At 65.2% G+C, this 25,395-nt stretch carries 25 protein-coding genes; 7 read left to right on the forward strand and 18 right to left on the reverse strand.

Annotation, left to right across the window (positions count from 1 at the left end; translation table 11 throughout):
• The first annotated feature begins 73 nt into the window (after nucleotides 1-73).
• A complete protein-coding gene (locus A3M7_RS0115080; protein ID WP_027544683.1) occupies nucleotides 74-2,353 on the forward strand; it encodes a spermidine synthase in 2,280 nt (759 codons plus the stop codon).
• Between the two features lie 129 nt (nucleotides 2,354-2,482).
• Here A3M7_RS0115080 and A3M7_RS0115085 read toward each other — a convergent pair whose 3' ends face one another.
• Complete coding sequence (locus tag A3M7_RS0115085; RefSeq protein ID WP_027544684.1) at nucleotides 2,483-3,466, reverse strand: glycerophosphodiester phosphodiesterase; 984 nt, start codon at nucleotides 3,464-3,466, stop codon at nucleotides 2,483-2,485.
• 76 nt (nucleotides 3,467-3,542) lie between these two features.
• Nucleotides 3,543-4,322 (reverse strand): L,D-transpeptidase, encoded by a 780-nt coding sequence (locus tag A3M7_RS0115090; RefSeq protein WP_049823430.1) that lies wholly within the window; start codon nucleotides 4,320-4,322, stop codon nucleotides 3,543-3,545.
• 326 nt (nucleotides 4,323-4,648) lie between these two features.
• Here A3M7_RS0115090 and A3M7_RS46550 point away from each other — a divergent pair, with 326 nt between their 5' ends.
• The gene (locus tag A3M7_RS46550; protein ID WP_084302189.1) at nucleotides 4,649-4,972 is read left to right on the forward strand and encodes a hypothetical protein; all 324 of its coding nucleotides are present in this window, start codon (nucleotides 4,649-4,651) and stop codon (nucleotides 4,970-4,972) included.
• Nucleotides 4,973-5,110: 138 nt separating this feature from the next.
• Here the strand turns inward: A3M7_RS46550 and A3M7_RS0115100 are convergent, their stop codons facing one another.
• Entirely contained in the window at nucleotides 5,111-5,872 is a 762-nt protein-coding gene (locus A3M7_RS0115100; RefSeq protein ID WP_027544687.1) for an ABC transporter permease, read from the reverse strand.
• The gene (locus tag A3M7_RS0115105; protein ID WP_027544688.1) at nucleotides 5,869-6,792 is read right to left on the reverse strand and encodes an ABC transporter ATP-binding protein; all 924 of its coding nucleotides are present in this window, start codon (nucleotides 6,790-6,792) and stop codon (nucleotides 5,869-5,871) included. The genes A3M7_RS0115100 and A3M7_RS0115105 overlap by 4 nt, the downstream gene beginning before the upstream one ends.
• Before the next feature lie 276 nt (nucleotides 6,793-7,068).
• Between A3M7_RS0115105 and A3M7_RS0115110 the strand changes: the two genes are divergently transcribed.
• On the forward strand, nucleotides 7,069-7,788 hold the full coding sequence (locus tag A3M7_RS0115110; protein WP_027544689.1) for a hypothetical protein: 720 nt from the start codon (nucleotides 7,069-7,071) through the stop codon (nucleotides 7,786-7,788).
• A gap of 109 nt (nucleotides 7,789-7,897) precedes the next feature.
• Here the strand turns inward: A3M7_RS0115110 and A3M7_RS0115115 are convergent, their stop codons facing one another.
• Together A3M7_RS0115115 and A3M7_RS0115120 are read right to left on the reverse strand one after the other, a co-directional pair.
• Nucleotides 7,898-8,749, reverse strand: a complete 852-nt coding sequence (locus A3M7_RS0115115) for an alpha/beta fold hydrolase (RefSeq protein WP_027544690.1) — start codon at nucleotides 8,747-8,749, stop codon at nucleotides 7,898-7,900.
• Between the two features lie 75 nt (nucleotides 8,750-8,824).
• Nucleotides 8,825-9,526, reverse strand: a complete 702-nt coding sequence (locus A3M7_RS0115120; protein WP_371090189.1) for an alpha/beta fold hydrolase — start codon at nucleotides 9,524-9,526, stop codon at nucleotides 8,825-8,827.
• A gap of 120 nt (nucleotides 9,527-9,646) precedes the next feature.
• On the opposite strand from A3M7_RS0115120, the gene A3M7_RS0115125 reads away from it, so the two are divergent.
• Together A3M7_RS0115125 and A3M7_RS0115130 are read left to right on the forward strand one after the other, a co-directional pair.
• Entirely contained in the window at nucleotides 9,647-10,264 is a 618-nt protein-coding gene (locus A3M7_RS0115125; RefSeq protein WP_027544692.1) for an ABATE domain-containing protein, read from the forward strand.
• A 204-nt stretch (nucleotides 10,265-10,468) separates the two neighbouring features.
• The gene (locus tag A3M7_RS0115130) at nucleotides 10,469-11,404 is read left to right on the forward strand and encodes a LysM peptidoglycan-binding domain-containing protein (RefSeq protein ID WP_027544693.1); all 936 of its coding nucleotides are present in this window, start codon (nucleotides 10,469-10,471) and stop codon (nucleotides 11,402-11,404) included.
• A 340-nt stretch (nucleotides 11,405-11,744) separates the two neighbouring features.
• On the opposite strand, the gene A3M7_RS0115135 is transcribed toward A3M7_RS0115130, so the two are convergent.
• The 5 genes from A3M7_RS0115135 to A3M7_RS0115155 form a co-directional block, all read right to left on the reverse strand.
• Nucleotides 11,745-11,987 carry a hypothetical protein gene (locus tag A3M7_RS0115135; protein WP_027544694.1) on the reverse strand — a complete coding sequence of 81 codons (243 nt, stop codon included), beginning with the start codon at nucleotides 11,985-11,987 and terminating at the stop codon, nucleotides 11,745-11,747.
• 26 nt (nucleotides 11,988-12,013) lie between these two features.
• Nucleotides 12,014-12,331, reverse strand: coding sequence for a hypothetical protein (locus A3M7_RS0115140; RefSeq protein ID WP_027544695.1), 318 nt, complete (start codon nucleotides 12,329-12,331; stop codon nucleotides 12,014-12,016).
• 119 nt (nucleotides 12,332-12,450) lie between these two features.
• Complete coding sequence (locus A3M7_RS0115145) at nucleotides 12,451-12,906, reverse strand: Hsp20 family protein (RefSeq protein ID WP_011089311.1); 456 nt, start codon at nucleotides 12,904-12,906, stop codon at nucleotides 12,451-12,453.
• A gap of 282 nt (nucleotides 12,907-13,188) precedes the next feature.
• Entirely contained in the window at nucleotides 13,189-14,262 is a 1,074-nt protein-coding gene (locus A3M7_RS0115150; RefSeq protein ID WP_027544696.1) for a tartrate dehydrogenase, read from the reverse strand.
• Between the two features lie 21 nt (nucleotides 14,263-14,283).
• Nucleotides 14,284-15,582, reverse strand: coding sequence for an MFS transporter (locus A3M7_RS0115155; protein WP_027544697.1), 1,299 nt, complete (start codon nucleotides 15,580-15,582; stop codon nucleotides 14,284-14,286).
• Nucleotides 15,583-15,746: 164 nt separating this feature from the next.
• Here A3M7_RS0115155 and A3M7_RS0115160 point away from each other — a divergent pair, with 164 nt between their 5' ends.
• Complete coding sequence (locus A3M7_RS0115160; protein WP_027544698.1) at nucleotides 15,747-16,664, forward strand: LysR family transcriptional regulator; 918 nt, start codon at nucleotides 15,747-15,749, stop codon at nucleotides 16,662-16,664.
• 38 nt (nucleotides 16,665-16,702) lie between these two features.
• Nucleotides 16,703-17,527 (forward strand): aspartate dehydrogenase, encoded by an 825-nt coding sequence (locus tag A3M7_RS0115165; protein WP_027544699.1) that lies wholly within the window; start codon nucleotides 16,703-16,705, stop codon nucleotides 17,525-17,527.
• Nucleotides 17,528-17,530: 3 nt separating this feature from the next.
• Here A3M7_RS0115165 and A3M7_RS0115170 read toward each other — a convergent pair whose 3' ends face one another.
• From A3M7_RS0115170 to A3M7_RS0115200, 7 genes are all read right to left on the reverse strand, one after another.
• The gene (locus A3M7_RS0115170; RefSeq protein WP_027544700.1) at nucleotides 17,531-18,835 is read right to left on the reverse strand and encodes a sorbosone dehydrogenase family protein; all 1,305 of its coding nucleotides are present in this window, start codon (nucleotides 18,833-18,835) and stop codon (nucleotides 17,531-17,533) included.
• 357 nt (nucleotides 18,836-19,192) lie between these two features.
• Nucleotides 19,193-19,819: an isoprenylcysteine carboxylmethyltransferase family protein gene (locus A3M7_RS0115175; protein ID WP_027544701.1), complete on the reverse strand. Its 627-nt coding sequence runs from the start codon at nucleotides 19,817-19,819 to the stop codon at nucleotides 19,193-19,195.
• Between the two features lie 31 nt (nucleotides 19,820-19,850).
• Nucleotides 19,851-20,882: an NAD-dependent epimerase/dehydratase family protein gene (locus A3M7_RS0115180; protein WP_027544702.1), complete on the reverse strand. Its 1,032-nt coding sequence runs from the start codon at nucleotides 20,880-20,882 to the stop codon at nucleotides 19,851-19,853.
• A gap of 29 nt (nucleotides 20,883-20,911) precedes the next feature.
• On the reverse strand, nucleotides 20,912-21,430 hold the full coding sequence (locus A3M7_RS0115185) for a DUF962 domain-containing protein (RefSeq protein WP_027544703.1): 519 nt from the start codon (nucleotides 21,428-21,430) through the stop codon (nucleotides 20,912-20,914).
• Between the two features lie 174 nt (nucleotides 21,431-21,604).
• The gene (locus A3M7_RS49645; protein ID WP_027544704.1) at nucleotides 21,605-22,276 is read right to left on the reverse strand and encodes an OmpA family protein; all 672 of its coding nucleotides are present in this window, start codon (nucleotides 22,274-22,276) and stop codon (nucleotides 21,605-21,607) included.
• Nucleotides 22,276-22,692 (reverse strand): hypothetical protein, encoded by a 417-nt coding sequence (locus A3M7_RS49650; RefSeq protein WP_027544705.1) that lies wholly within the window; start codon nucleotides 22,690-22,692, stop codon nucleotides 22,276-22,278. Before A3M7_RS49650 ends, A3M7_RS49645 begins: the two co-directional genes overlap by 1 nt.
• 91 nt (nucleotides 22,693-22,783) lie before the next feature.
• Nucleotides 22,784-25,375, reverse strand: a complete 2,592-nt coding sequence (locus A3M7_RS0115200) for an ATP-dependent helicase (RefSeq protein WP_027544706.1) — start codon at nucleotides 25,373-25,375, stop codon at nucleotides 22,784-22,786.
• Nucleotides 25,376-25,395 lie beyond the last annotated feature (20 nt).

The raw sequence follows: 25,395 nt of genomic DNA on the forward strand, positions 1-25,395 counted from the left end.
TTTATTGCCCGTTCAGGCGTGGTGTGCTCCATTGCGCGCGCCCGGCGCCCGCCGGAATTTAGCCGGAGATTCCATGGATTCGATCGTGCAACCCGCCGCCACGGAGCAGCCGTCGTCGTCGCGCAACCGGCTGTTGCTGGCGGTCTACACCGCTGCGATCTTCGTCAGCGCGCTGCTCCTGTTCTCGGTGCAGCCGCTGTTCACGAAGATGGTGCTGCCGCGGCTCGGCGGCTCGCCGGCGGTGTGGTCGGTCGCGATGGTGTTCTTCCAGTCGCTGCTGCTGGCCGGCTACGCCTATGCGCATCTCTTGATGCAGGTGAGGAACCGGATCGTTCCGGTGGTGGTGCATCTGGTTTTGTTGGTCCTGGCCTTCGCGACGCTGCCGCTCGGCATTGCCACCGCCTATGGCGAGCCGCCCGCGTCGGGCTATGCGGTCTGGCTGCTCGGCCTGTTCGTGGTCTCGATCGGGCTGCCGTTCTTCGCGCTCGCCGCCAACAATCCGCTGCTGCAAGCCTGGTTCGTCCGCACCGGCCATCCCGCCGGGCACGATCCCTATTTCCTCTATGCGTCCTCCAACATCGGCAGCTTTCTCGCTCTGTTGTCCTATCCGTTCCTGCTGGAACCGGTGTTCACGCTGCACACGCAGAACCGCTTCTGGACCGGTGGCTATGCCCTCCTGATCGTCCTGATCGCCGCCTGCGGCGTGCTGTTGTTGCGCTCGCCAAAACTGCCGGTGGTCGATGCACGAACCGAGGAGATCAATGCGCCGGCCCCCGGCCTCGTGACGCGGCTGCGCTGGATCTTCCTCGCCGCGGTGCCGTCGGGCCTGCTCATCGCCGTCACCGCGCACATCTCCACCGACGTCGCGGCGGCGCCGCTTCTGTGGGTGCTGCCGTTGTCGCTGTATTTGCTCACCTGGGTGGTGGTGTTCCAGTCGCGGCCGCTGCTGCCGCATAAATGGATGCTGATGCTCCAGCCGGTCGCGATCGCGGGCGTGGTCTTCCTGCTGGCCTTCGGCGGCGAACAGAATCTGCTGCTGACGCTCGGCGGTCATCAATTGTGCTTCTTCGTCATCGCCATGGCCTGTCACGGCGAATTGGCGCGGACCCGGCCGGCCGCTAAATATCTCACCGGCTTCTATGTCGCGCTGTCGTTCGGCGGCATGGTCGGCGGCCTCTTTGCTGGCCTCGTTGCTCCATTCACCTTCTCGTGGATCGCCGAATATCCGATCCTGATCGCGCTCGCGGCGCTGTGCCGCCCGTCCGCCAACGAGCGTCTTGCCGGCATCGTCAAATGGTACTGGCTGGCGCTCGCCGCGCTCGCGGTCGCGCTCGTTGCGCCGTCCTACACCACAGGCAGCCTCTCGACCTGGTTCGAGGATCACCGCGTCTGGGTCGCCGGCTCCGTCGGCGTGCTCGCTGCGTTGCTGACGCTGGCGCTCAATGCCGGCCGCTGGAAGATCTTTGCCACGGTTGCGCTCGCGCTGGTGTTGATCCGTGTCTATCCGGCGGACGAGGGCCGCGTCACCACCGTGCGCAGCTTCTTCGGCGTCCACAAGATCGTGGAGACGCCCGGCGGCTATTTCCATGTGCTGATGCACGGCACCACGATCCACGGCGCCGAGCGCTTCCGCAACAATGACGGCACGCCGGTCACCGGCCGACCCGAGCCGATCACCTACTATCACAAGGACGGCGGCATCGGTCAGGCCATCACCGCGCTCCGCGAGCGCAAGGGCGCGCCGCTGAAGGTCGCCGCGATCGGCGTCGGATCGGGCACGCTGGCCTGCGCCGCCGAGCCCGGGGAGAGCTGGAAATTCTTCGAGATCGACCAGTCGATGGTCGACGCGGCGCGCGACCCCAAGAATTTCCGCTACATCTCGAGTTGCCTGCCGGACCTGAAGCCGGTGATCGGGGATGCCCGCCTGACCTTCGCGAAGGAGCCGGACGGCGCCTATGACTTGATCATCGTCGATGCCTATTCGTCGGATGCGATCCCGATCCATCTTGCGACCGAGGAGGCGATGAAGATCTACAAGGACAAGCTCGCGCCCCAGGGCGCCGTGGTGATGCACGTCTCCAACCGGCATCTCGATCTCGAAACCGTCGTGGTCGGCATCGCCGATGCCAACGATCTCAAGAGCTGGGTCTTCAACGAGGATTCCGGGCGGGATGGCGATTACATCTTCTCGACCGACGTCGTCATCTCCGCGCGCGAGGACGCCGACGTCGGCAAGATCGCCTCGTCCAAGGTCTGGGAGCAGACCGAAGCCGACGACAGGGTGCGGGTCTGGACCGACGATTATTCCAACATCCTCGGCGCGCTGTATCGGCGTTTGAGGGATGGGGAGTAGGGCTGCTTCGCAACTTCGTAGCCCGGATGGAGCGAAGCGTAATCCGGGGCCGCTCTCGTGTGGTGGGCACTGGTCCCGGATTGCGCTGCGCTCCATCCGGGCTACGTGGATAGAGCGTTTATCGGAGAACTACGGCGCCACCGGCGTCCCCGCCGGCAGCGCAATTCCCCTCTCGCCCGCCACCTGCCGCAACAGGTCGGGCCTATCCGAGATGATCCCGTCGACGCCGATCTCGATCATGCGCGCCATGTCCTCAGGCTTGTTGACCGTCCAGACCACGACGCGCAGCCCGAGCCCGTGAGCCTCCGAGACGAGTGCCGCAGTCACGTCGCCGAAATAGGGCGACCAGATCGCGCCGCCCGCAGCCTTGATGGTGCGCGGCAGCGAGCCGCCGTGATCGGCCGGACTGAAACCCGCCGTCCAGCTGGTGGCCTTGTCCAGCGCGATGGTCTGGCCCGAGCCGCGCTGGAGCGTCAGGTACACGGTCGGAATGTTCGGGGCCTGCCGCTGGACGAGCTGCAGGGTCCTCCAGTCGAACGACTGGATCATGACGCGCTCGGAAAACTTCTCGGCCTCGATCAGCCCGAGCAGTTTGGCGACAAAGCCTTGCGGGTCGAGGGATTCGTCCGGGCGGTTCGGATCGATCTTGGTCTCGATGTTGAAGCGCACGCGATCGTTGCCGGACTTGCGCACCAGTGCGAACAGCTGCCTCAAGGTCGGAATGCGTGTCCCCGGCACGGCGCGCTGCTCGGGGAATTGCCTGGCGTAAGAACTGTCCGGACGGATCTGGCCGACGTCATAGCTCCCGATCTCTTCGAGCCGCAGTTTTACGAAGGGCGTACCTGGCGGAGCGACATAGGCACCGTTCGCGTCCCGTGCGAGATCGGGATTGAGCCCGCGTTCATGCGAGATGATGACCTCGCCATCGGCGGTCACGCCGACGTCGAGCTCCAGCGTATCCACGCCCATCGACAGTGCGTTGGCGAAGGCCGGCAGGGTGTTTTCCGGCAACAGCGCCCGGCCGCCGCGATGCGCCTCGATATCGAAGGCCATGGCCGGTCCCGCCATCAAAACCCAGAGCAAAGTCAGAACGGTCGTGGCACGTGATGACATGGTGCCTCGAATGGCGATCGGGTGTTCGTGCTGACCGGCGAGGGGCCGTTGATGGCGACGGCGGACGGCCACCACATTAGTTCTGATAGTAGTAGCCGCGCGGCTGGTAGTACTGCCGGGGCTGCGGCTGATAATAGCCCTGCTGGCCGTAGCCCTGATTGTAATATTGCTGCGCCGGCTGATGATAAACCTGCGCGTCATAGAGCGGGCGGCTGGCCGAACGCGGCGCCGGATAGCGCGTGCCGGTGTCGCTGCCGTCGGCCGGGTAGATGTAGTTGTCGTCCTGCGGCATGTAGCGGGGGGCGGGCTGCGCCGGCGGCGCCAGGCTCACGGGATCGCCTGATGTGGCGTATTGCTCTTCGGCAGGCTGCGGGGCGCGGGCCACCGCATTGTTGGTGCGGCCGCGCGGATTGCGCGCCAGCGCCACCTGCGCCGAGCCGGTCAGCGTCACCGTGGTGTTGAGCACGCCCTGTTGTTGCACCAGCGCATAGAGCGTCGATGCGTTCTGGCGCGACAGCCGCACGCAGCCATGGGATGCCGGCGCGCCGAGACGGCCGACCGAGTCCGTGCCGTGGATGGCGTGCCCGATCTTGGTGAAGAAGATCGCGTGCGGCATCGGCGCGTCGTCGAATTCCTTGGAGTAGTGATCCTCTTCCATGCGGAAGGCGCGGAACGCTCCGCTCGGCGTCTCGCGCGAGGGAATGCCCGTCGACACCGGCCAGCGATAGCGCGCGACGCCGTCGACGGCGACGGTCATCTGCTGATTGTCCTTGTCGACGGTGATTTCGACCTTGGCCTGCGCGGTGCCCGCGCTCAAAAGCAGCAGGGATGTGAAAGCAATAAAAAACGAACGCATCTGAAAACGCATTTGAGTTCTGGCCTCCGGCCTGTTCACGCAAGCGCCGCGGCTCTCCGTCCCCCGGCGTGCACTATGCCTGCAATCCGGCTTTCGTTCCAGCAGCCGGCCCAGCCATCGTTAACGTGATGCCCGGCGTAAGCAAGGCCGCTTTGTGCCGCGCTGGCTCTGGCGGCATTGACATTTTCGCGAGCGGAAGTGCGTTCACGACGCCGACAATTCGTCACAAAGGCGCAACCATTTGGCCGCTCAGGGCGTTGATGATGGCCTGCCTGACAGGCGGTTTTCGCCGCCGTTTACCTCGTGTATTTCCCTTGGGATCGAAGATGAGCAAAGTCCGTATCGCCGCTGCGCCATTGCCGGCCGCCTTACCTGTCCGCCTGCTTTTCGCAGCCGCCGCCATCCTGCTCGCACTGTTATCGCTGCCGCAAGCTGGCCATGCCCAGGGCATCGTGCGCGGTGCCCAGGAAGGCGCCCATGAAGGCAACCGCATTGCCGGCCCGGTGGGCGGTGTGGTCGGAGGCGCGGTCGGCGCCGGTGTCGGCGGCGCCGTGGGCGCGGTCGAGGGCGTGCTCGGCATTCCCCACCGTCACTACCGTCACTGCCGTGGGTATTATGACGGCTATCACCGTTTCCATTGCTATCGATAGCCGCTGGTCATTCCGGAGCGCGACGAAGTCGCGAGCTTTGATGCGCAATTGCGCATCAGAGAATCCATTCATCCACCAACCCTGTCGCACGATGGATTCCGGGCTCGTGCTTCGCGCGCCCCGGAATGACGGCAAGGGTCAATTCTTCAGCCGGTACCCGGTGCGGAAAATCCACCAGATCGTGGCCAGGCAGATCACCAGGAACGCCGTCGTCATGCCGATGCTGACGGAGACGCTCACGTCCGCAATCTCGTAGAAGCTCCAGCGGAAGCCGGAGATCAGATAGACGACCGGGTTGAGTAGCGCCACCGTGCGCCAGGTGGGCGGCAGCATGTCGATGGAATAGAAGCTGCCGCCGAGGAAGGTCAGCGGCGTCACCACCAGCATCGGGATCATCTGCAGCTTCTCGAACCCGTCGGCCCAGATGCCGATGATGAAGCCGAACAGGCTGAACGTCACCGCCGTCAGCACCAGGAAGGTCAGCATCCAGACCGGATGGTGAATATGCAACGGAACGAAAAGCCCGGCGGTGGCGAGGATGATCAGGCCGAGGATGATCGACTTGGTCGCGGCGGCGCCGACATAGCCGAGCACGATCTCGAAATAGGAGATCGGCGCCGACAGGATCTCGTAGATCGTGCCGGTGAATTTCGGGAAGTAGATGCCGAACGAGGCGTTGGCGATGCTCTGCGTCAGCACTGAGAGCATGATCAGGCCCGGCACGATGAAGGTGCCGTAGCTGACGCCCTCGACCTGGCTGATGCGCGAGCCGATCGCGGCGCCGAACACCACGAAATAGAGCGAGGTGGAGACCACCGGCGAGACGATGCTTTGCAGCAGCGTGCGCCAGGTGCGCGCCATTTCGAACAGATAGATGGCGCGGATGGCGCGGTGATTCATGACGTCCTCACGAGATCGACGAAGATGTCCTCGAGCGACGATTGCGTCGTGTCGAGATCGTTGAAGCGGATGCCGGCGGTGCGCAGGTCGCTGAGCAGGCTGGTGATGCCGGTGCGCTCGCCCTTGGTGTCGTAGTCGTAGACCAGCGTCGCGCCGGAATCGCAGAGGTCGAGCTCGTAATGGCCAAGGCTCTCCGGCAGCGAGGTGATCTTGTTCTGCAAATGCAGCGTCAGCCGCTTCTTGCCGAGCTTCTGCATCAAGGTCGCCTTGTCCTCGACCAGCACGATCTCGCCCTTGTTGATGACGCCGATGCGGTCGGCCATCTCCTCGGCTTCCTCGATGTAGTGCGTGGTGAGGATGATGGTGACGCCGGACTGCTGCAGGGTGCGCACCACCTCCCACATGCCCTTGCGCAGCTCGACGTCGACGCCGGCGGTGGGCTCGTCCAGGAACAGGATCTGCGGCTCGTGCGAGAGCGCCTTGGCGATCATCACGCGGCGCTTCATGCCGCCGGAGAGCGTGATGATCTTGCTGTCCTTCTTGTCCCACAGCGAGAGGTCCTTGAGCACCTTCTCGACATGATCAGGGTTCTTCGGCTTGCCGAACAGGCCGCGGGAGAAGCTCACGGTCGCCCAGACGCTTTCGAAGGCGTCGGTGTGGAGTTCCTGCGGCACGAGGCCGATCAGCGAGCGCGCCTTGCGGTAGGAGGTCTGGATGTCCTCGCCGCCAACGAGGACCTTGCCCTCGCTCGGATTGGCGATGCCGCAGATGATCGAGATCAGGGTGGTCTTGCCGGCGCCATTGGGCCCGAGCAGCGCGAAGATCTCGCCGCGCTTGATATCGAGATTGACGTTCTTGAGCGCCTTGAAGCCGGACCCATAGGTCTTCGACAGATTGGCGACGGAAATGATGGATGACATGATGGCCGGCAGGATGGGGAAGGGAGGCTGGAACCCGCCCGGGCGGGCAGGTCAGCGGGTGCCCTGACATAGGAATGGCCTTGCCGGGTCGCAATTGGCTGGAGAAAAATGGTCTCAAAACAGGCCCTTCGGTGGCAGGTTCCGGGCAAGTGTTGCGCGATGGTCACGGCCTGCGGCTAAGATTGTCGCTCACGCGGCTCTTTGTTGCGTCTGCGAGCGGGCCATGGCTACGATTCCGCCCGATCGCAAAGCGTATTGTCCCCAGGGAATCCATCGATGAGACCGAACGGCCGTCACACCGCCGGCGCCAGCCAGTTGCCCGCCATCCGTGTGTGGGCGATGTGCCTGCTCCTGCTGTCAGCTGTTGCCATGAGCCCGACCACCGCGAAGGCGGCGCCGACGAGCCAGGCCGCGGCCGCGACCACCCACGTCTACCTGCTCCGTGGCGTGCTCAACATCTTCTCGCTCGGGCTCGACACGATCGGCTCCCGGCTCCAGGCGCAGGGCATTCCCGTCACGGTTGCCAATTTCGTGTCCTGGTCCTCGCTCGCCGATGAGGCCGCGACCGCCTACAAGGCCGGCCGCATCAAGACCATCGTCCTGGTCGGCCATTCCTCGGGCGCGACCGCGCTGCCGGACATGATCGCCAAGCTCAACCAGCTCGGCGTGCCCGTGAAGCTCGCGATCGGCCTCGATTCCGTGTTCAAGACCAAGCTCTCGACCGGCGCTGAACGCTACATCAACATCTATATCGGCGATGGTCCCGGTGAGCCGGTGCGGGCCGCGGCCGGCCTGCGCGGCAAGCTCGACAATGTCGACGTGCGCGGCACCGGCGTCGGCCACATCTCGATCGACAAGAACGAGGCGATCCAGCGCCGCGTCATCGCCGAGATCGACGCCGCGATCATGCGCTCGCGCGCCCCGGCGCCGGTTGCCGAACCCGGCGCACCCAGGCAGGCGCGCTCGGCGGCAGCGACGGCGCCGGCCAGGAACTAAGGCGAGTTTGCGCGACGGGCTGCTGTCCGTCGCGCAGCGACCTTTCCGGCAAGCGCAGAGATCTCGAGGGGCGGCAGTGAGCGTGTGTGCGTCATCCCGCGCTCCCTCGTCATCTCATGAAGGCGCGAATGGCATCCGCGATCTCGCCTGCATGCGTTTCCAGCGCAAAATGACCGGTGTCGAAGAACTGCACGACGGCGTTGGGATTGTCGCGCTTGAACGCTTCGGCGCCGGGCGGAATGAAGAACGGATCGTTCTTGCCCCAGACCGCGAGGAACGGCGGCTTGTGCTTGCGAAAATACTCCTGGAATGACGGATAGAGCGCGACATTGCTCTTGTAGTCGCCGAACAGATCGAGCTGGATATCGTCGGAGCCCGGACGCGCCAGGTAGAAGTTGTCGAGGTTCTGGCCGTCTGGCGACACCATGGTCGCATCAGGGACGCCATGGGTGTACTGCCAGCGTGTCGCCTCCGGCACGAGGAAAGCGCGCAGCGCGTCGCGGTTGGCCGGCGACGGATCCTGCCAATAGCCCTTGATCGGAGTCCAGCCGTCGCTGAGGCCATCCTCATAGGCGTTGCCATTCTGCGAGATGATCGCCGTGATCCGCTCAGGATGGCGCAACGCGAGCCGGAAACCGGTCGGCGCGCCGTAGTCGAAGACATAAACGGCGAAGCGATCGAAGCCGATCACTTCGGTGAACCGCTCGATCACACGCGCGATATTGTCGAATGTGTAATTGAATGTTTCGCGCGCGGGCATGTCGGACTGGCCGAAGCCGGGAAGGTCCGGGGCCACGATGTGAAACTTGTCCGCAAGCAGCGGGATCAAGTCGCGGAACATGTGGCCGGCGCTGGGGAAACCGTGCAGGAGCAGAAGCTTCGGCGCCCCCGAAGGCCCGGCCTCGCGATAGAAGACCTTGAATCCGTCGACGTCGGCGGTGCGATATCGGGTAGAGGTCATGGCAGTCTCCGTTCCTGGCAAGTGATGTTCAAGTGATGTTGTTGACGTGAGTGGGTTTGCTGGACGCCGGACGCGCTAATTGCCGCTCACGGCGCGGACCGCGTCGCGAATGATATGGGCAACAGCCGCGGGTGCCGTGACGCTGGGCGTGTGATCGACGGCGAGCGTTCGGATATTCGCCTTCATGCGTTCCGCCATGAAGCGCTGTGTCTCGGGCACGATCATGCGGTCCTGCTCGGCGATCAGGTACCAGGTCGGAATGTCCTTCCACAGCGGGCGGCCGGCCGGGACCGTTATGCAATTCAGCGAGATAGGCCGCTGCACGGATGCCAGCACAGTGTGATCCTGCGCTGAAGCGTTCTGTGCGAAGGCCGCTGCAAAGGCATCCTCAGGCAACCAGATCAGGCCATTGTCATCGGGAGCAAGCTTTGGCGCCTGCGGGTGGGGGACAAGGCGATAGAACACGTCGGCAACCTTCTCTCCCTCCTCGGACGCAAGGGCTGCGACATAGACCAGCGCCTTCACGCGCGCCGGACGCGCAAGTGCGATGACGGCGCCGGCATAGGCGTGCCCGGCAATCACGACCGGGCCTTCGATGCGATCGAGGCTCCGGTTGAGTGCCGCGACATCGTCGGCAAGGAAGGTCAGTGGAAGCGGCGCCGCGTGCGCCTTGATCCCCTCGGCCTCGAGCGCGGTGATGACCCGTGCCCAGCTCGATCCATCCGCCCACGCCCCGTGAGCCAGGACCGCCGTCACACTGCCTCCAGCCATAGCCATCGCCGCCTCCTGAGTAACCTATAAAACAGCGTTATTTAGGTTATGTTTGTCATGCGTAACTTGTCAATGCCAATTTGACAGGTTATGTGGGGAATGTTCCGTTTTGGCTGGGGAGCCCACATGTCACGTAGACCGCCCGCCATGTTCGTCGCCGACTCGCTTGGCCTCGATTTTCTCAATTCGATCGCCACGCCGGTCGATACGCCCGTTGATTGGATCGACGATGGCGATGGGCTGATCGACTGGCTCGCTCAGGCGAGGCTCGTTGCAGTCGACGAGCTCGATGCGATGAAGGCGCGTGCCTTGCCTGGCGAGCTGGACAAGGTCGCGGACCAGGCCCGCGCCTTGCGCGAGTGGTTTCGCGGCTTTGTGGTTGAGCATGCAGGCCGGCCGCTCACCGTGAAGGCGCTGCAGGAGCTCGGTCCGCTGAACAGCCTCCTGGCGCGCGACGACTCGTTCCGACAGATCGCGCGACGCCAGGGTGAGGGCGGGCTTGCGCTGCAAAGAATGCGGCACTGGCGATCGCCCGAATCCCTGCTCTTGCCGGTCGGCGAAGCGCTGGCGAAATTCGTCTGCGACGAGGACTTTTCACACGTGAAGGCGTGCGAGGGCCATAACTGCACGATGCTGTTCGCCGATCACACCCGCAGACGCGCGCGACGATGGTGCTCGATGGCGATCTGCGGCAACCGGGCCAAGCAGGCTGCGCACCGCAGCCGGCTCAAGAGCAGGCACTGACCGACGGCAGCGCAACCTGCGGCGCAGCCCAGGCTGGGCACGTTCGCCGAGGATCTGCGTCCGGCTCGGCGTGCGCATCGCGGCCGCTCATGGCCCCGCGGGATGCGACAATTTCCGTGGTTCCGTGCCCCAAATTCCACCCAATCGGTGGTCACTAAGCCCCAGGGGGAGGCTGCGGCCTCCCGTGGTGGGACTGCTCGACTGATGCTTGATCCAAGGCGAATCTTCGTGCTGGCAGCGGTTGCGCTGCTCGCCTTGAGCACCGGCGCGGCCGTTGCCTCGCCCGCGAAGTCAAAGCCCGCCGCGGTCGCACCCGTCGCTCCGCCGCCACCTCCGCCGGCCGAACCGCTGCCGCCGCCAAAAATCTACCTGTTCCGCGGCGCCATGGGGCCGTTCTTCTCGACCGGCATGGACCGGCTCAGCGAGAAGCTGACCAAGGCCGGCTTCTCCGCCGACGTCTACGAATTCACCATCTGCCGATGGATCGGCGATCGCGCCATCACCAGCTACAAGGAGAGCCCGGCGCCGATCGTGCTGATCGGTCACTCCATGGGCGGGCTGTGCTCGATCGTCATCTCCGAGATGGCGGCCAAGGAAAACATCCCGATCAGCCTCGTCATCGCCATCGATCCCGCGCATGCGACCGGCGACGTGCCGCTCAATGTCGAGCGCTTCATCAATATCTTCCTGTCCGACAGCGTGCTCGGCGGCGGCGATGTCGTGGCCGTGCCCGGCTATCGCGGCCATTACGCGAGCTACGATCTCAAGGAGAACAGCCGCGTCTCGCATATCAACATCGAGAAGTCCGACGACATCCATCGCCAGATCGTCGAGATGGTGACGCAGCTGCCGCGTATCCCCGCGCAGCCCCATGCCGATGCCGTGCCGCTGCGCTATCTCGTGCCGGCGAATACCCTGGTGGAATTGTGGGACTCCGGCATGCGGGTGCCGGTACGCCGCGGCGACACCATGGAGAGCATCGCCGCAGCCAATCGCGTGCCGCTGTGGTCGATCGCGCAGAGCAACTCGCTTGCAGAGAACGCGACCCTCACGCCCGGCCAGTCCATCATCGTCCCGCGCCATCTGACGCCGCCCGAGCCGACGGCAGCGATGGCGGCGCCGCCGCCGGCGCGGCGGTAAGCGGTTAGCAGCGGAGATCGCCGGAACGGACATGGCCTGACGCCGAGCGTCACTCCGTACCTCGTCGTGTCATTCGCGCATCTGCTGCCGCGGCAGCCATCTCGGTGCTGGTGTCGCCATGGAGGAGCGCGCCACGGCGGAAGCTTGGCTCGCCGGTCGATAGGGCGCGGCGAGAAGCATCAGAAACAATGCCCTTGCGGCCGCATATTTCGCCGCAGGCCGGCTGCTTTCGGACCCGTGCATGACGAGGTGTCCTTCGGTCGTGCAGACACGCCAGCGCCATGTCCTTCGGCCGTATCTCCTCAAGAACATTTCGAAGGTCGGGAGGTTATCGGGCATTTCAATTCGCCGTGTCAGCTTGCGTCATGAACAGGGTTGCCTTCCCGATCGTCATCTTTGGAGTTCGAAGGGTGAGAGGAAACGCAGAGGCTGCGAGCTTTTCGATCGCGCGACGCTCCTCGGACAGGCGCCTCTCGATGAACCGCCGCTCGACCTCCGTTAGTTCGGTCTTGAGCAACCGTTGGTAGCGGCCGATGTTGTTGCGGTGTGCGCGCAACAAGGCCAGCTCTTCATCAATCATCATCGCAATCCCCCTTGAGCGGTCGTTGCCTAGGCTGCGAGACCGGTTCGCAAGATGGACCGCGTGCGGACCGGCTTGCCGCCCGGAGGACCCTTTGGATGGTGGTCCAGCATCGCGAGCGCTTCCAGAATCTCGTCGATGGTGACGGGCTGGTTCGAGCCCGGCAGTTCTCTGAGCGCCGGGTTTGAGGCGACGCTGGCAGCGTCTGAAGCCCAGGACGCGAGGATCGCTCGCTTCTCGCCGATCGACAGAGCCGGATCCTCGACGACGTCGCGGGGACGAGCATAGACAGAGCCGGGGTGCAATATCGCGTTCAGGTCGATGATGTTGTCAGCATGATCGATCATGAGAGGTCCTCCTTCTCCTTTCGCTAAAACCTCTGTTTGCATTGGGGTGCGCGGTCGAAGGCCGCGGTCGATCCCGCCCGACGATCGGGCGGGATCACCAGGTCTTCGACCACCGACAATCAGGCGGCTCTGCCTTCGAGCTGATGCACGGTGCCGGACGGCGCGGCATTAATGGCAATTCGCCGCGGCTTCATCGCCTCAGGAATCTCCCGGATCAGTTCGATCTTGAGCAGACCGTTCTCGAACGCGGCGCTCTGCACCTGAACATAGTCGGCCAGGTTGAACTGCCGCTTGAAGGGCCGCGCGGAAATGCCCCGGTAGAGATATTCGCGTTCGGCCTTGTCGGCCTTGTTTCCCTCGACGATCACCGCGTTCTGCTCGGCAGTCACGGAGACCTCGTCTGGCGAAAAGCCCGCGATCGCGAGCGAAATCTGGTAGCGATCCTCGCTGACGCGTTCGATGTTGTAGGGCGGATAATTGTCCTCGCCGGCGCGCTGTGCCGTTTCAACGAGGTCAAAAAGGCGATCGAAACCAATGGTCGAACGCCACAGAGGAGAGAAGTCGTAAGTGCGCATAGCCAAATCCTCCAAGGAGCAAAATGGATACGAGCGGCACCGGACACGACCGGTGCCCGTCTCAGTCGTTCCCGACCCATGAGGCGTCGGGGACGCCACCTCTCGGCGGCAACGAAAAAATAAAAAAGCGTAGTTTTGGTTTCAAGAGGGGGGCTAAAAATTTTGGACCCTCCCGCGCCTCGCGGAGGGAGGGGGCGTGCCTGCGATCAAGGTCAAGCGCCCGGCGCCGCCGGCATCGCCGTCGGAGCCATCATGATCGCCGCGCCGGTGCGGCCAAACCCACTATACGTTCGACCCGTGGATCGCGTCGATCACGGCATCCGTCACCTCCTTGGTCGTCGCCTTGCCGCCGACATCGGGCGTCAGCACGCCGGCGGCGCAGACGCGTTCGACGGCCGTCATCAGCCGCACCGCGGCGTCCTTCTCGCCGAGATGCTCGAGCATCTGCGCGCCGGTCCAGAAGGTCGCGACCGGGTTGGCGATGCCCTTGCCGGTGATGTCGAAGGCCGAGCCGTGGATCGGCTCGAACATCGAGGGGAAGCGGCGCTGCGGATCGATGTTGCCGGTCGGCGCGACGCCGAGGCTGCCCGCCAGCGCGCCGGCAAGATCGGAGAGGATGTCGGCGTGCAGGTTGGTCGCGACGATGGTGTCGAGGCTCTTCGGATGCAGCGTCATGCGCACCGTCATGGCGTCGACCAGCATCTTGTCCCAGGTGACGTCGGGGAATTCGGTCGCAACCTCGGCTGCGATCTCGTCCCACATCACCATGCCATGGCGCTGCGCGTTCGACTTGGTCACGACGGTCAGGAATTTGCGCGGACGCGATTGCGCGAGCTGGAACGCGTAGCGCATGATCCGCGTCACGCCGACGCGGGTGAAGACCGCAACTTCAGTGCCGACTTCTTCGGGCAGGCCCTTGTGGGCGCGGCCGCCCATGCCGGCATATTCGCCTTCGGAGTTCTCGCGCACGATCACCCAGTCGAGATCGCCGACGCCGACATTGCGCAGCGGCGAGGCGACGCCCGGCAGGATCTTGGTCGGCCGCACATTGGCGTATTGGTCAAAGCCCTGGCAGATCGGCAGCCGCAGGCCCCACAGCGTGATGTGATCGGGCACGTCGGGCGCGCCGACCGCGCCGAAATAGATCGCGTCGAACTTCTTCAGCTCCGTGAGGCCGTCGGCCGGCATCATCACGCCGTGCTTCTTGTAATAGTCCGAGCCCCAATCGAAGGTCTTGACGTTGAACGCGAGGTCGCCGCTGCGCTTGGCCAGCGCCTCCAGCACGCGGATGCCGGCCGAGATGACTTCGGGGCCGATCCCGTCGGCCGGAATTGCTGCGATCGAATGGGTGCGCATGAAGATGCTCCGTTTGAGATGTCAGTGGGATTGCGGGACGGGTTCGACGGGCGCGGACTGCGCACGTGACAATAGCAGGGTCAGGACCGCGGAGAGAACGAGAAGGCCGCTGACGAAATAGAGTCCACCGACAAAACTGCCGGTCTGGTCCTTGATCCAGCCGATCATGGCAGGCCCGACGAAGCCGCCAAGATTGCCGATCGAGTTGATGGTGGCGATCCCTGCTGCGGCCGCAGGGCCGGACAGGAACAGCGTCGGCATGCTCCAGAGCGGCGGTTTTGCCGAGGAGATGCCGATGTTGACGAGCGCAAGCGCAACCAGCACGGCGACGACGCCGGTCGCAAGGCCGGCATAGGCGAGCCCGGCCGCGGCGATCAGGCAGGCCCACACGACGTGCCAGGTGCGCTCGCCGGTGCGGTCCGAGTGTCGTGCCCACAGGATCATGGCGACCACCGCGGCGGTTGCCGGCAGTGCGTTGAGGAAGCCGACCTGGAGCGAGGACAGGCCGAACTGCTTGATGATCTGCGGCGCCCAGACGCCGAGCGTGTAGAGGCCGGCCGAGGTGCCGAAATAGATCAGCGCCAGCGCCAGCACACGCGGATCGGCAAGCCCGCGCCAGATGCTGTGGCCCGCGGTTGCGGCCTTGCTGGTGGTCTCCGCGTTCATGGTCTCAATCAGCCAGCGTCGCTCGTCATCAGCGAGCCATTTCGCTTTCTCGGGGCGGTCGGTCAAGAAGCCCAGCACGACGAAGCCGAGCAGCACGGCCGGCAGCGCCTCCAGCACGAACAGCCATTGCCAGCCCTTGAAGCCGAGCAGGCCGTCCATCTCCAGCAGCGCGCCCGATATCGGCGATCCCAGCACGGTGGAGAGCGGCGCTGCCGCCATGAACAGCGCGGTCACCGCCGCGCGCTGGCGCGCCGGGAACCAGTAGGAGAGGTAGAGGATGATGCCGGGAAAGAAGCCGGCTTCGGCGACGCCGAGCAGGAAGCGCAGGATGTAGAAGCCGGTCGGCCCTTGCACGAACGCCATTGCCGCCGACACGAGGCCCCAGGTGATCATCACCCGTGCGATCCAGATCCGCGCGCCGATCTTGTGCAGAATGATGTTGGAGGGCACCTCGAACAGGAAATAGCCCCAGAAGAAGATGCCGGCGCCGAAGCCGTAGACCGCGGGCGACAGGCCGATGTCCTTGTTCATCGTCAGCGAGGCGAAGCCGATATTGACGCGGTCGATGAAGGCCACGAAGTAGAGCAGCATGATGAAGGGAACGATGCGCCAGGTGATCTTGCGCAGCACGCGCGTCTGAATCTCGCTCGCCACCCTGGCCTCCCTCGAGTTCCGATTGTTGTTGTGAGGCGGACCCGGAGGTCTACGCCGGCCATGAGCGTAGGCGGGGGGAGGAGGCATACTCAATCGGCACTGGTTTATACAAAAAAATGATATAATCCTCGCTGGGTGAAGCGCACGGGGCGAGGGGATCCGGGATGGAATTGCATCAGTTGCGATGCTTCGTGGCGGCGGCCGAGCAGCTGCATTTCGGCCATGCGGCGCAGCAGCTCCAGATGCTGCCGTCCGCGCTCGGGCGCCAGATCAGGCTGCTGGAAGAGGATCTGGGCACGCGGCTGTTCGCGCGGACCACGCGCGCGGTGTCGCTCACCGAGGACGGCGCCACGCTGTTGCGCGATGCCCGTGCCATCCTCGCCAAGGTCGAGGCGGTCGAGAATAACTTACGCAACCGCTCGCGCGCGGGGGCCGCGCGGCGGCTGCGGGTCGGTGCCATCGACAGCGCGGCGGCGGGATTGCTGCCGCCGCTGCTGCGCGATTTCCGCGACAGGCATCCTGACATCGCGGTGCAGCTTCTGGAGGACAAGACCGTCCGGCTGCTGCCCAAGATCCTGACGGGAGCGCTCGATCTTGCCTTCGTCCGTCCGCCCGACCGCGCCGACAAGCGGCTCGAATTCCGCGATCTGCTCCGGGAGACCGCCATCGTGGCGTTCCCCCAGCGCCATGCGCTCGCGGATCGCAAGTCGGTCACGCTGGCGCAGATCGCCGACGAGGCCATGCTGGTGCCGGACCGCCGCTCGCGGCCGCACAGCCATGACCTCACGATCAAGCTGTTCGAACAGGCCGGATTGACGCCGCGCATCGTGCAGGTCGCCGACGAGAAGCAGACCATCATCCAGCTGGTGGCAACGAAGCTCGGGGTCGCGATCGTGCCGCGCTGGACCACGCGCATGGCCGTGTCAGGCGTGCGCTTCGTGCCGCTCAGGCCGAAGCAGAGCGGCCCGGTCGGCCGGCTGCCGCTTGCGGCGGCCTGGCTGCGCGGCTCGCGCGATCCGGCCCGCGATGCCATGCTGGCGGTGCTCGAGGCGCGCCTGCGCAGCTATGCGCGCGAGGCCTGAGGGACTATGACATTGACGTGGATAGAAGGTGGAAGGTGATGACGGATCAGAAAGCTTCGCGCGAATTGCGGGTGGCCATCGCAGGCCTGGGCTCGATCGGCACCAAGATCGCGACCGCGCTCGATCAGGGCGTCGAGGGGCTGACACTGTCCGCCGTCGCCGTGCGCAATCCCGCCAAGCATCAGGCATTCCTCAACGGCCTGCGTCGCCCGCCGCAGGTTTTGCCGATCGACCAGCTCGGTGAGGCCGCCGACATCGTCGTCGAATGCGCACCGAGCAGCCAGCTGCGCGCGATCGTCGAGCCGGCAGTGAAGCGCGGCAAGGCCGCGGTCGTCGTCAGCGTCGGCGGGTTGCTCGACAATTTTGATCTGGTCGATCTTGCCCGTGCCAATGGCGGCCGCATCATCGTGCCGACCGGCGCGCTGATCGGGCTCGACGCCGTCAACGCCGCTGCCATCGGCACCATACATTCGGTGAAGATGGTCACGCGCAAGCCGATCGACGGGCTGAAGGGCGCGCCCTTTATCGTCCAGAACAACATCGAAATCGACAATCTGCGCGAGCCGCTGAAGCTGTTCGAGGGTACCGCGCGCGAGGCCGCAAAAGGCTTTCCCGCCAATCTCAACGTCGCGGTGGCGCTGTCGCTCGCGGGCGTCGGGCCTGATCGCACCTCGGTGCAGATCTGGGCCGATCCGACCGTGACGCGCAACGTTCACCGCATCGAGGTCGAGGCGGATTCGGCGCGCTTCTCGATGTCGATCGAGAACATCCCGTCGGAAAATCCCAAGACGGGGCTGATTACGGCTCTCTCCGTGATCGCGCTGCTGCGCAAGCAGCGAGCCACGTTGTGTGTGGGGACGTAACCCTTACGCCCCCGTCACGCGCCAGATCACGTTGCCGACGTCGTCGGCCATCAGCAGCGACTTCTTGTCGGGGCCGATCACGACGCCAACCGGGCGGCCGTAGGATTCCTTCTCGTCCGGCGCCAGGAAGCCCGACAGGATGTCGCGCGCCGGGCCGGAGGGTTTTCCGTTCTCGAACGGGATGAACACCAGCTTGTATCCGGAGAGCGTGCTGCGATTCCACGAGCCGTGCTGGCCGATCGCCATGCCGTCGGGGAAGCCCGGCAGCGTGCCGGCGGGCACCCAGCACAGGCCGAGCGAAGCGGTGTGGCCGCCGAGCGCATAGTCCGGTTGAAGCGCCTTGGCGACCATCGCCGGATCCTGCGGCACGCGGTCGTCCACCGTCTTGCCCCAGTAGCAATAGGGCCAGCCATAGAAGCCGCCGTCGCGCACCGAGGTGAGATAGTCCGGCGGCGTCTCGTCGCCGAGGCCGTCGCGCTCGTTGACGACGGTCCAGAGCACGTTCGTGTTCGGCTCCCAGGCAAGGCCCACCGGGTTGCGCAGGCCGGCGCCGAAGATGCGATGCGTGCCGGCGACGAGGTCGAGCTCGTACACCGCGGCGCGGCCTTCCTCGACCTCCATGCCCATCTCGGCGATGTTGCTGAGCGAGCCGACGCCGGCATAGAGCTTCTTGCCGTCGGGGCTGGCGAGCAGGCTGCGCGTCCAGTGGCCGCTCGGCTTGAACGTGGTGAGCCGCTTGCCCTGCGCGGTGATGCGGTCGGCATTGGCGACATAGGGGAAGGCCATCACGCCGTCGGTGTTGCCGACATAGAAGGTGTCGCCGACCAGCGCCATGCCGAAGGGCTGGCTGAGGTTTTCCATGAAGGCGCCGCGAACTTCGGCGACGCCGTCGCCGTCCTTGTCGCGCAGCAGCGTGATGCGGTTGGCGGAAACGCCGAGCGCGGCGGCGCGCCGCATCGTCGCCTGCATCGCGTAGTGAAACACGCTGCGCGGAGGGCCTGCGATCTGCGTCGCTTCCGCGATCAGCACATCGCCATTGGGCAGCACCTCGATCCAGCGCGGATGGTCGAGGCCGGTGGCGAACGCGTTGACCTTGAGCCCCGGCGCGACGGTCGGCTTCTGGCCCTCGCTCCAGCCGCGCGCGGTCGGCATCTTCAACGTCGGGATCGCGCCCTGCGGTTTCGCCTCGGGAATGGCGGGCGTCTGACCCCAGGCCGGTGCGGGCTCCGTGCCCGAGAGCTTGCGCCATTGCAGCGCGATGCCGCCGAGCAGCGCGACGAACTGCGCAAAGATGCTGGAAAAAGTCATGAGAGGCCCCTGTGTGCGCGCGCATCCAACTGGCTGAAGGGGCAGACGTCAACCTGTGCGGCGCACCGGCCGGGCCTATTCCCGTGGAATAGCAGCCGATCGAATTTGCATGGCAGGTTGAACTGGCCGCGGATCAGCGGCCGATCTGCCGCTCCAGCCGCCGTGCCGCGCGGTTTCTGGCGAAGGCGCGCTGTCTCCACCACGTCGTCCTGGCGAAAGCCAGGACCCATACCGCGGAATCTGTCGTTTGCGGATGGTAGACGTACCGAACGACGAGTCTTCGCCAAACCCCGGCCTGTGGTTATGGGTCCCGGCCTTCGCCGGGACGACACCGAATGTGTGGTCCGGGCTCCGCTATCACCGCGGCGACAGGAACGGGATGATCATCGGCACGCGGCGGCAATAGGCGCCGTAGGCGTCCTCGCCGAGCTCCTTGGACAGGAACACCTCCTCCATCCGGCCCTTCTGCCACATGCCGAGTGAGATCAGGATCGCGCCGAGGATCGTCGTGACGAGGCCGATCGCGATGCCGGTGACGAGCATGCCGAAGATCAAACCGGTGTAGATCGGGTGACGCACGATGCCATAGGGGCCGGTGTCGATGACGCGGTGGTCTTCCTTGTGGGTGATGGTGTTGGACCAGAATTTTCCGAGATGCAGCCGTCCCCACCAGGCGAAGGCGATGCCGGCGACCGAGAGGACCGCGGCGATGGTGATGCCGGTGTTGCCGAGCACCCAGAGCGGCTTCCAGCCCATGACTTCCGCAATCCACGGCGTGTACAGGATGCCGCCGACCAGGATCGGCAGGCGATAGCGCTGCGACTCCAGCGTCATCACCTGCTTCTTGGTCTGCCCCTGCCAGAACGAGGCGCCGACCCAGCTGGCGAGAAAGGCGAGCCAGATCAGGGCCAGGAGTTCGGTCGGCCAGGTCGTGGTCCAGCCACCCCAGGCCACGGAGAGAAGCTTGCTGAAATCGAAGGACATGAGGAAAGGTTCTTTGGTTTGGGCGGCGGCCTTAGCCCGCGCGCGAGGAGAGCGCGTGATGCTTGATGGCGCCGGAGGGCTGCTGGCCGTTGCGGGCGAGCAGATGGGTGATGGTTTCGCGCAGCACCGGCTCGATCGGGCGCGGCGCGTAGCCAAGCTCATTACGGGCTTTGCCGATCGAGAGGTCGCTCGCGGCAAGCGCGATGCGCACGCCTTCGCCAGTGCCGTTGGGCGGCCGGCGCGTGATGTGATCGGAGATCTTCTCCAGCATGACGGCGGAAAGTTCGGCGATCTTGCCGGGCACGACGATCGGGAACTGCCGGCGGCCGCTCATCGCCGACATCATTCGGAGGATGCGGCCGAGCGGGACGCAGTCGCCGCCGAGGATGTAGCGTTGGCCGATGCGGCCGCGCTCCATCGTCAGCACGAGGCCCATGGCGACGTCGCGGACATCGACGAGATTGACCAGGAAGTTGAGATGCGGCTGCACCTTCTTCTGGAGGAAGTACCAGAGCATCGCGGTCGGCGGCGTCAGATTGTGGTCGGCGGCACCGATCGGCATGGTCGGCGTGCCGATCACGAGCGGAAAGCCATTGGCCGCGGCCTTCGCGGCATGATGCTCGGCGAGCGACTTCGACCGCGTATAGGCGCCGGGCATCGCGTCGGCCGGCTGCAGCGCCTCCTCGGCGGGCGCGCCGTTGAGGTCGGTATAGGGGAACAGGATCGATTCCGTCGAGCAGTGCAGGAAGCGCGACACGCCGCGCTTCATCGCAGCTGCCAGCACGACCTCGGTGCCGCGGAAATTGACGTCGTGAAAGTCCTGCTTGTTGGCAACCCACATGCCGGGCAGGCCGGCGAGGTGATAGACCTGATCGACGCCGGCCAGCGCGGCATCGACCGCGGCGCCGTCCAGCACCGAGCCGTGAACATAGTCGACGTCGGTATTGGCGGCGGCCGGCGGCCGGACGTCGAGAACACGCACCCGCTGCCCACGGGCGCGGAGCGATTCTACGAGATGATGTCCGATGAAGCCGCTGCCACCGGTAACCAGTACGAGAGCCATGAAGAAGGTTTGCTGTTTCGCTTCTAGAGCTATCGGGTTGAAAGGGAATTGGTCGGAAGAGGCGCCAGAATCGCGGCAAGGTCGCGACGGAAGCCCAGTGCAATGAATAATTTTGCCATGACAAACATCGGTCCCAGCAAAAGATGCGACGGAAACGTGAATAACGAGGCTTCGCGCCCCTCAAAAACCTTGTGGCCGATGGCCTGCGCGGCGAGGCCGAGCCCGACCAGCGCGGCGAAAATCGCCCACATCGTCATGGTGCTAGCTTGCGCCGAAATGGTCGTAGCGATCGAAAACAGCACGATGGAGACGGCCAGAATGCCGACCCCGAGCGCAACGTCGAGCAGCAGCCAATAGATCAGAACCGGCAAGGCCAGGATGACTGCCAGGCTGAGTTCAGTTCCGAACAGCGGCACCTTCACCAACGTCAGCGGCAGCACGGCGCCCGTGAACAGCAAGAGGATACCGACCACATGCATCGCCGTATTCCGGGGATCGCGATGGTACTCGACATAAACGGCAAGTTGGCGTTGAAACAAGCCACCCATCTTGGTCTCATGCAGCACAGGGTTGGGGAAGGACGAACCAGAGCCTATAGCACCTGATAGGGCAGTGCACAAACCGGCACTATTGTCGCGCAAGACCGTGCTGTCGCGCTGTGAAACAGGTCACAAAACAATCAGGACTTCAAGGGGTTCCGTCAGGTGCCGAGGCGCGCTCGTTCAGCGCTTCTTGGCGGGCTTTTTCGTCGCAGGCGCAGGTGCCGCAGCCGGATGCGCGGGTGCCTCCTCCGGTACCTTGGCAAAGGTCAGGATTTGCAACTGGCCGTTGACGGCCGCGGTCGGCTTCGCCCGGTCGAGAAACTGTTCCTCGCCGAGGCCGATCGGGTGCAGCCGCTTGGTCGAGATCTTGAACGTGTTCACCAGCACGTCGCGGATCGCGTCCGCCCGGCGCTGGCTCAGGATCGCATTGGCCTCGCGCGTCTTCGAATTGGATTCGACATGGCCGACGATCAGGAAGGTGTAGGGCAGCAGCGAGGAATGAACCAGCGCGTCCGCGATGCGGCCGACGGTCTGGTAGGACGCCGGCTGGATGATCGGCGTGTCGGCGTCGAACTGAATCTGCGCGTTGAAGGTGGGCAGCTTGGCGAGATCAGGCGCGATCGGCGGCCGGTTCACCGGCCCCGGATCGTTCTTGATCCTGGCCTTGGCGCGCTCCATCACCTGCTGCTTCAGCGCGGGAAGGTCGATTTCGGCGGCCTCTTCGACATGGTTCAGCTTGCCGACGATGTCGTCGCGGGTTGGCGGCGCCGTCTGTGCGCTGGCTGCGCCCGCGAGCAAGGCGAGGCCAAGCGCGATGCCGATTCCGGCAGTGGAGAGCCCCTTCGCGCGCATCATCGATACCCCGCGTCGTCCACGGCCTTCAGGCAGTTGTTGCTGATGCCCTTGGGCGTCGCGACCAGGCAGGGGATCGACTTGCTGGTCTCCTTGGTCGAGCCGCCGCAGACCTTGACGATCTCGCGCTGGCAGGCGTTCGCCACCGTGATGCGCGCGGCGACGCGCTTCTGGATGGCGTCGAAGACGCCGAGATAATCGCTCTGGCACTGCGGCGAGAGCACGTCGCGGTTGCGGGACAGGCACTCCTTCAGCCGGGTCGAATCCGGATTGACGCCGCGGCAATTGGCGACGATTTCCGCACCGCAGCTCGCCGCCAGCTTTCCGATCGAATCGCCAAAGCTCATGGTCTCCGCCGCCGCAAGCGACGGCATAACCAATGCCAGCACGATCAATGTGATGGAGCCCCGGACCATGGCCGCATCTGATACGGGGAAGTTCGCGGTGGTCAAGGGGCGTAGAGCGAAGAAAGACGGCGGCGTAACGCCGCCGCAACAGGGGAGGGCCTCACGCCCGCTGCACGAAGCTGTCCACGACCTTCTTCTCGCCGGCCTTGTCGAAGGCGATGGTGAGCTTGTTGCCGTCGATCTTGGTGACGCGGCCGTAGCCGAATTTCTGGTGGAAGACGCGGTCGGAGAGCGAGAATTCCGAGGTCGTGCCGGTGGATTTGGCGACCAGCTCGCCCTCGATCGTCAGCGGCCCGCGCCGGCGCGAGGAGAAGCTGCCGAAATCGGGGCCGGATGACGAGGAGGACGAGAACGTCGCGGCCTCTTCCTCGAAGCTGCCGTGGCCGCCGGCGCCGGTGCGGCCGCCGCCCCGGTTGCGGTTGGCCTGCGCCCGCTGCCAGCCCGGCGTCGTATAGCTGGAGCCGAACGCCTCCATGTCGTCGAAGCGCGAGGCGCCATAGCCGCCGGTGCCGCCCCAGGCCGAGCCACCCTTGGATTCCGTGATCTCGACATTGGCCGCCGGCAATTCGTCGAGGAAGCGCGACGGGATCGTGGTCGTCCAGGTGCCATGGATCCGGCGGTTGGTGGCGAAATAGATCATGGCGCGGCGCCGCGCCCGGGTCAGGCCGACATGGCCGAGCCGACGCTCTTCTTCCAGCCCGGCGCGGCCCTGTTCGTCCAGCGTGCGCTGGCTCGGGAACAGGCCTTCCTCCCAGCCCGGCAGGAACACGTTGTCGAATTCGAGGCCCTTGGCCGAATGCAGCGTCATCAGCGACACCGCGTCTTCCTCGGCGCCGCCGTCGCGGTCCATCACCAGCGAGATGTGCTCCAAAAACCCTTGCAGGTTCTCGAACTCCTCCATGGAGCGCACCAGCTCCTTGAGGTTTTCGAGCCGGCCGGCGGCGTCTGCCGAACGGTCCTTCTGCCACATCTCGGTGTAGCCGCTCTCGTCGAGCACGATCTGGGCGAGGTCGGTATGCGCGGTGACTTCGCGCTGGGCGCGCCAGCGGTCGAACTGGGCGACGAGGTCGCGCAAGGACCCGCGCGCCTTCGGCTTCAGCTCGTCGGTCTCGACCACCGCGCGCGCTGCCTCGAACAGCGGAATGCGGCGCTTGCGGGCGTGGTCGTGCAGCATCTGCACGGTGGCATCGCCGAGGCCGCGCTTGGGCGTGTTGACGATACGCTCGAAGGCGAGATCGTCGGCCGGTGAATTGATGACACGCAGATAGGCCAGCGCGTCGCGGATTTCGGCGCGCTCGTAGAAGCGCGGGCCGCCGATGACGCGATAGGGCAGGCCGAGCGTGACGAAACGGTCTTCGAACTCGCGCATCTGGTAGGAGGCGCGCACCAGGATCGCGATCTCGTTCAGCTTCTCGCCCTGGCGCTGGATCTGCTCGATCTCCTCGCCGATGCCGCGGGCTTCCTCTTCCGAATCCCACGAGCCCGTCACCGTGACCTTCTCGCCGTCCTGGTCCTCGGTGCGCAGTGTCTTGCCGAGCCGGCCTTCATTGTGCGCGATCAGGTGCGAGGCGGCGGCGAGGATGTGGCCGGTCGAGCGGTAATTGCGTTCGAGGCGAATGACCTTGGCGCCGGGGAAATCGTGGTCGAAGCGCAGGATGTTGTCGACCTCGGCGCCGCGCCAGCCATAGATCGACTGGTCGTCGTCGCCGACGCAGCAGATGTTCTTGACGTGGGGCGTGGCCACCGCCACATGCTCCGTCATTCCGGGGCGATGCGCAGCATCGAACCCGGAATCTCGATCCTCGGACTCACTGCTGGATTCCGGGTTCGGCTCTTCGAGCCGCCCCGGAATGACGGTGGGCGTGGTTTGCTTCGCCGGCGCCTGCGACAGCAGCCGCAGCCACAGATATTGCGCGACGTTGGTGTCCTGATATTCGTCCACCAGGATGTATTTGAAGCGCTGCTGGTACTGCCGCAGGATATCCGGGTGCTCGCGGAAGATGCGGATGTTCTCCAGCAGCAGGTCGCCGAAATCGGCGGCGTTCAGGATCTTCAGCCGCTCCTGATAGCTCGCATAGAGCTTGCCGCCCTTGCCGTTGGCGAAGACAGCGGCTTCGCCCGAGGGCACCTGCGACGGCGTCAGGCCGCGATTCTTCCAGCCGTCGATCAGGCCGGCCAGCATGCGCGCGGGCCAGCGCTTGTCGTCGATGTTGTCGGCCTGAAGCAGCTGCTTCAGCAGCCGGACCTGGTCGTCGACGTCGAGCACGGTGAAGTTCGACTTGAGCTGCGCCAGCTCGGCATGGGTGCGCAGGATGCGGCCGCCGATGGAGTGGAAGGTGCCGAGCCACGGCATGCCTTCCACCGCGTGGCCGAGCATCTGGCCGAGCCGGTGCTTCATCTCGCGCGCGGCCTTGTTGGTGAAGGTCACCGACAGGATTTCGGCGGGGCGGGCGCGGCCCTGGCTCAGGATATGGGCGATGCGCGTGGTCAGCACGCGGGTCTTGCCGGTGCCGGCGCCGGCCAGCACCAGGACCGGGCGGTCCAGCGTCTCCACCGCCTCGCGCTGCTCGGGATTGAGCCCGGACAGGTATTTCGGGCCCACCGAGGCGCGCGCACGCGCGGCGATGCCGCCGGCTGCGGGCTGGTGGTCGGGGACGCTGGTGATCTTGCTCGGCTCGGTCATACGAATCATTTGGCCCCACGATGGCACCG

Source organism: Bradyrhizobium sp. WSM2254, assembly GCF_000472645.1.
Taxonomy (GTDB): Bacteria; Pseudomonadota; Alphaproteobacteria; order Rhizobiales; family Xanthobacteraceae; genus Bradyrhizobium; species Bradyrhizobium niftali.

Excerpts from the sequence above, each read along its gene's own strand:
- A3M7_RS0115125 (WP_027544692.1), top strand. The coding sequence starts at position 9,647 with ATGTCACGTAGACCGCCCGCCATGTTCGTCGCCGACTCGCTTGGCCTC.
- A3M7_RS49645 (WP_027544704.1), bottom strand. The coding sequence starts at position 22,276 with ATGCGCGCGAAGGGGCTCTCCACTGCCGGAATCGGCATCGCGCTTGGC.
- A3M7_RS0115175 (WP_027544701.1), bottom strand. The coding sequence starts at position 19,819 with ATGTCCTTCGATTTCAGCAAGCTTCTCTCCGTGGCCTGGGGTGGCTGG.
- A3M7_RS0115200 (WP_027544706.1), bottom strand. The coding sequence starts at position 25,375 with ATGATTCGTATGACCGAGCCGAGCAAGATCACCAGCGTCCCCGACCAC.
- A3M7_RS0115135 (WP_027544694.1), bottom strand. The coding sequence starts at position 11,987 with ATGATGATTGATGAAGAGCTGGCCTTGTTGCGCGCACACCGCAACAAC.
- A3M7_RS0115180 (WP_027544702.1), bottom strand. The coding sequence starts at position 20,882 with ATGGCTCTCGTACTGGTTACCGGTGGCAGCGGCTTCATCGGACATCAT.
- A3M7_RS0115150 (WP_027544696.1), bottom strand. The coding sequence starts at position 14,262 with ATGCGCACCCATTCGATCGCAGCAATTCCGGCCGACGGGATCGGCCCC.
- A3M7_RS0115085 (WP_027544684.1), bottom strand. The coding sequence starts at position 3,466 with ATGTCATCACGTGCCACGACCGTTCTGACTTTGCTCTGGGTTTTGATG.
- A3M7_RS0115165 (WP_027544699.1), top strand. The coding sequence starts at position 16,703 with ATGACGGATCAGAAAGCTTCGCGCGAATTGCGGGTGGCCATCGCAGGC.
- A3M7_RS46550 (WP_084302189.1), top strand. The coding sequence starts at position 4,649 with ATGAGCAAAGTCCGTATCGCCGCTGCGCCATTGCCGGCCGCCTTACCT.
- A3M7_RS0115145 (WP_011089311.1), bottom strand. The coding sequence starts at position 12,906 with ATGCGCACTTACGACTTCTCTCCTCTGTGGCGTTCGACCATTGGTTTC.
- A3M7_RS0115160 (WP_027544698.1), top strand. The coding sequence starts at position 15,747 with ATGGAATTGCATCAGTTGCGATGCTTCGTGGCGGCGGCCGAGCAGCTG.
- A3M7_RS0115105 (WP_027544688.1), bottom strand. The coding sequence starts at position 6,792 with ATGTCATCCATCATTTCCGTCGCCAATCTGTCGAAGACCTATGGGTCC.
- A3M7_RS49650 (WP_027544705.1), bottom strand. The coding sequence starts at position 22,692 with ATGGTCCGGGGCTCCATCACATTGATCGTGCTGGCATTGGTTATGCCG.
- A3M7_RS0115170 (WP_027544700.1), bottom strand. The coding sequence starts at position 18,835 with ATGACTTTTTCCAGCATCTTTGCGCAGTTCGTCGCGCTGCTCGGCGGC.
- A3M7_RS0115110 (WP_027544689.1), top strand. The coding sequence starts at position 7,069 with ATGAGACCGAACGGCCGTCACACCGCCGGCGCCAGCCAGTTGCCCGCC.
- A3M7_RS0115120 (WP_371090189.1), bottom strand. The coding sequence starts at position 9,526 with ATGGCTATGGCTGGAGGCAGTGTGACGGCGGTCCTGGCTCACGGGGCG.
- A3M7_RS0115140 (WP_027544695.1), bottom strand. The coding sequence starts at position 12,331 with ATGATCGATCATGCTGACAACATCATCGACCTGAACGCGATATTGCAC.
- A3M7_RS0115090 (WP_049823430.1), bottom strand. The coding sequence starts at position 4,322 with ATGCGTTCGTTTTTTATTGCTTTCACATCCCTGCTGCTTTTGAGCGCG.
- A3M7_RS0115115 (WP_027544690.1), bottom strand. The coding sequence starts at position 8,749 with ATGACCTCTACCCGATATCGCACCGCCGACGTCGACGGATTCAAGGTC.
- A3M7_RS0115185 (WP_027544703.1), bottom strand. The coding sequence starts at position 21,430 with ATGGGTGGCTTGTTTCAACGCCAACTTGCCGTTTATGTCGAGTACCAT.
- A3M7_RS0115130 (WP_027544693.1), top strand. The coding sequence starts at position 10,469 with ATGCTTGATCCAAGGCGAATCTTCGTGCTGGCAGCGGTTGCGCTGCTC.
- A3M7_RS0115080 (WP_027544683.1), top strand. The coding sequence starts at position 74 with ATGGATTCGATCGTGCAACCCGCCGCCACGGAGCAGCCGTCGTCGTCG.
- A3M7_RS0115100 (WP_027544687.1), bottom strand. The coding sequence starts at position 5,872 with ATGAATCACCGCGCCATCCGCGCCATCTATCTGTTCGAAATGGCGCGC.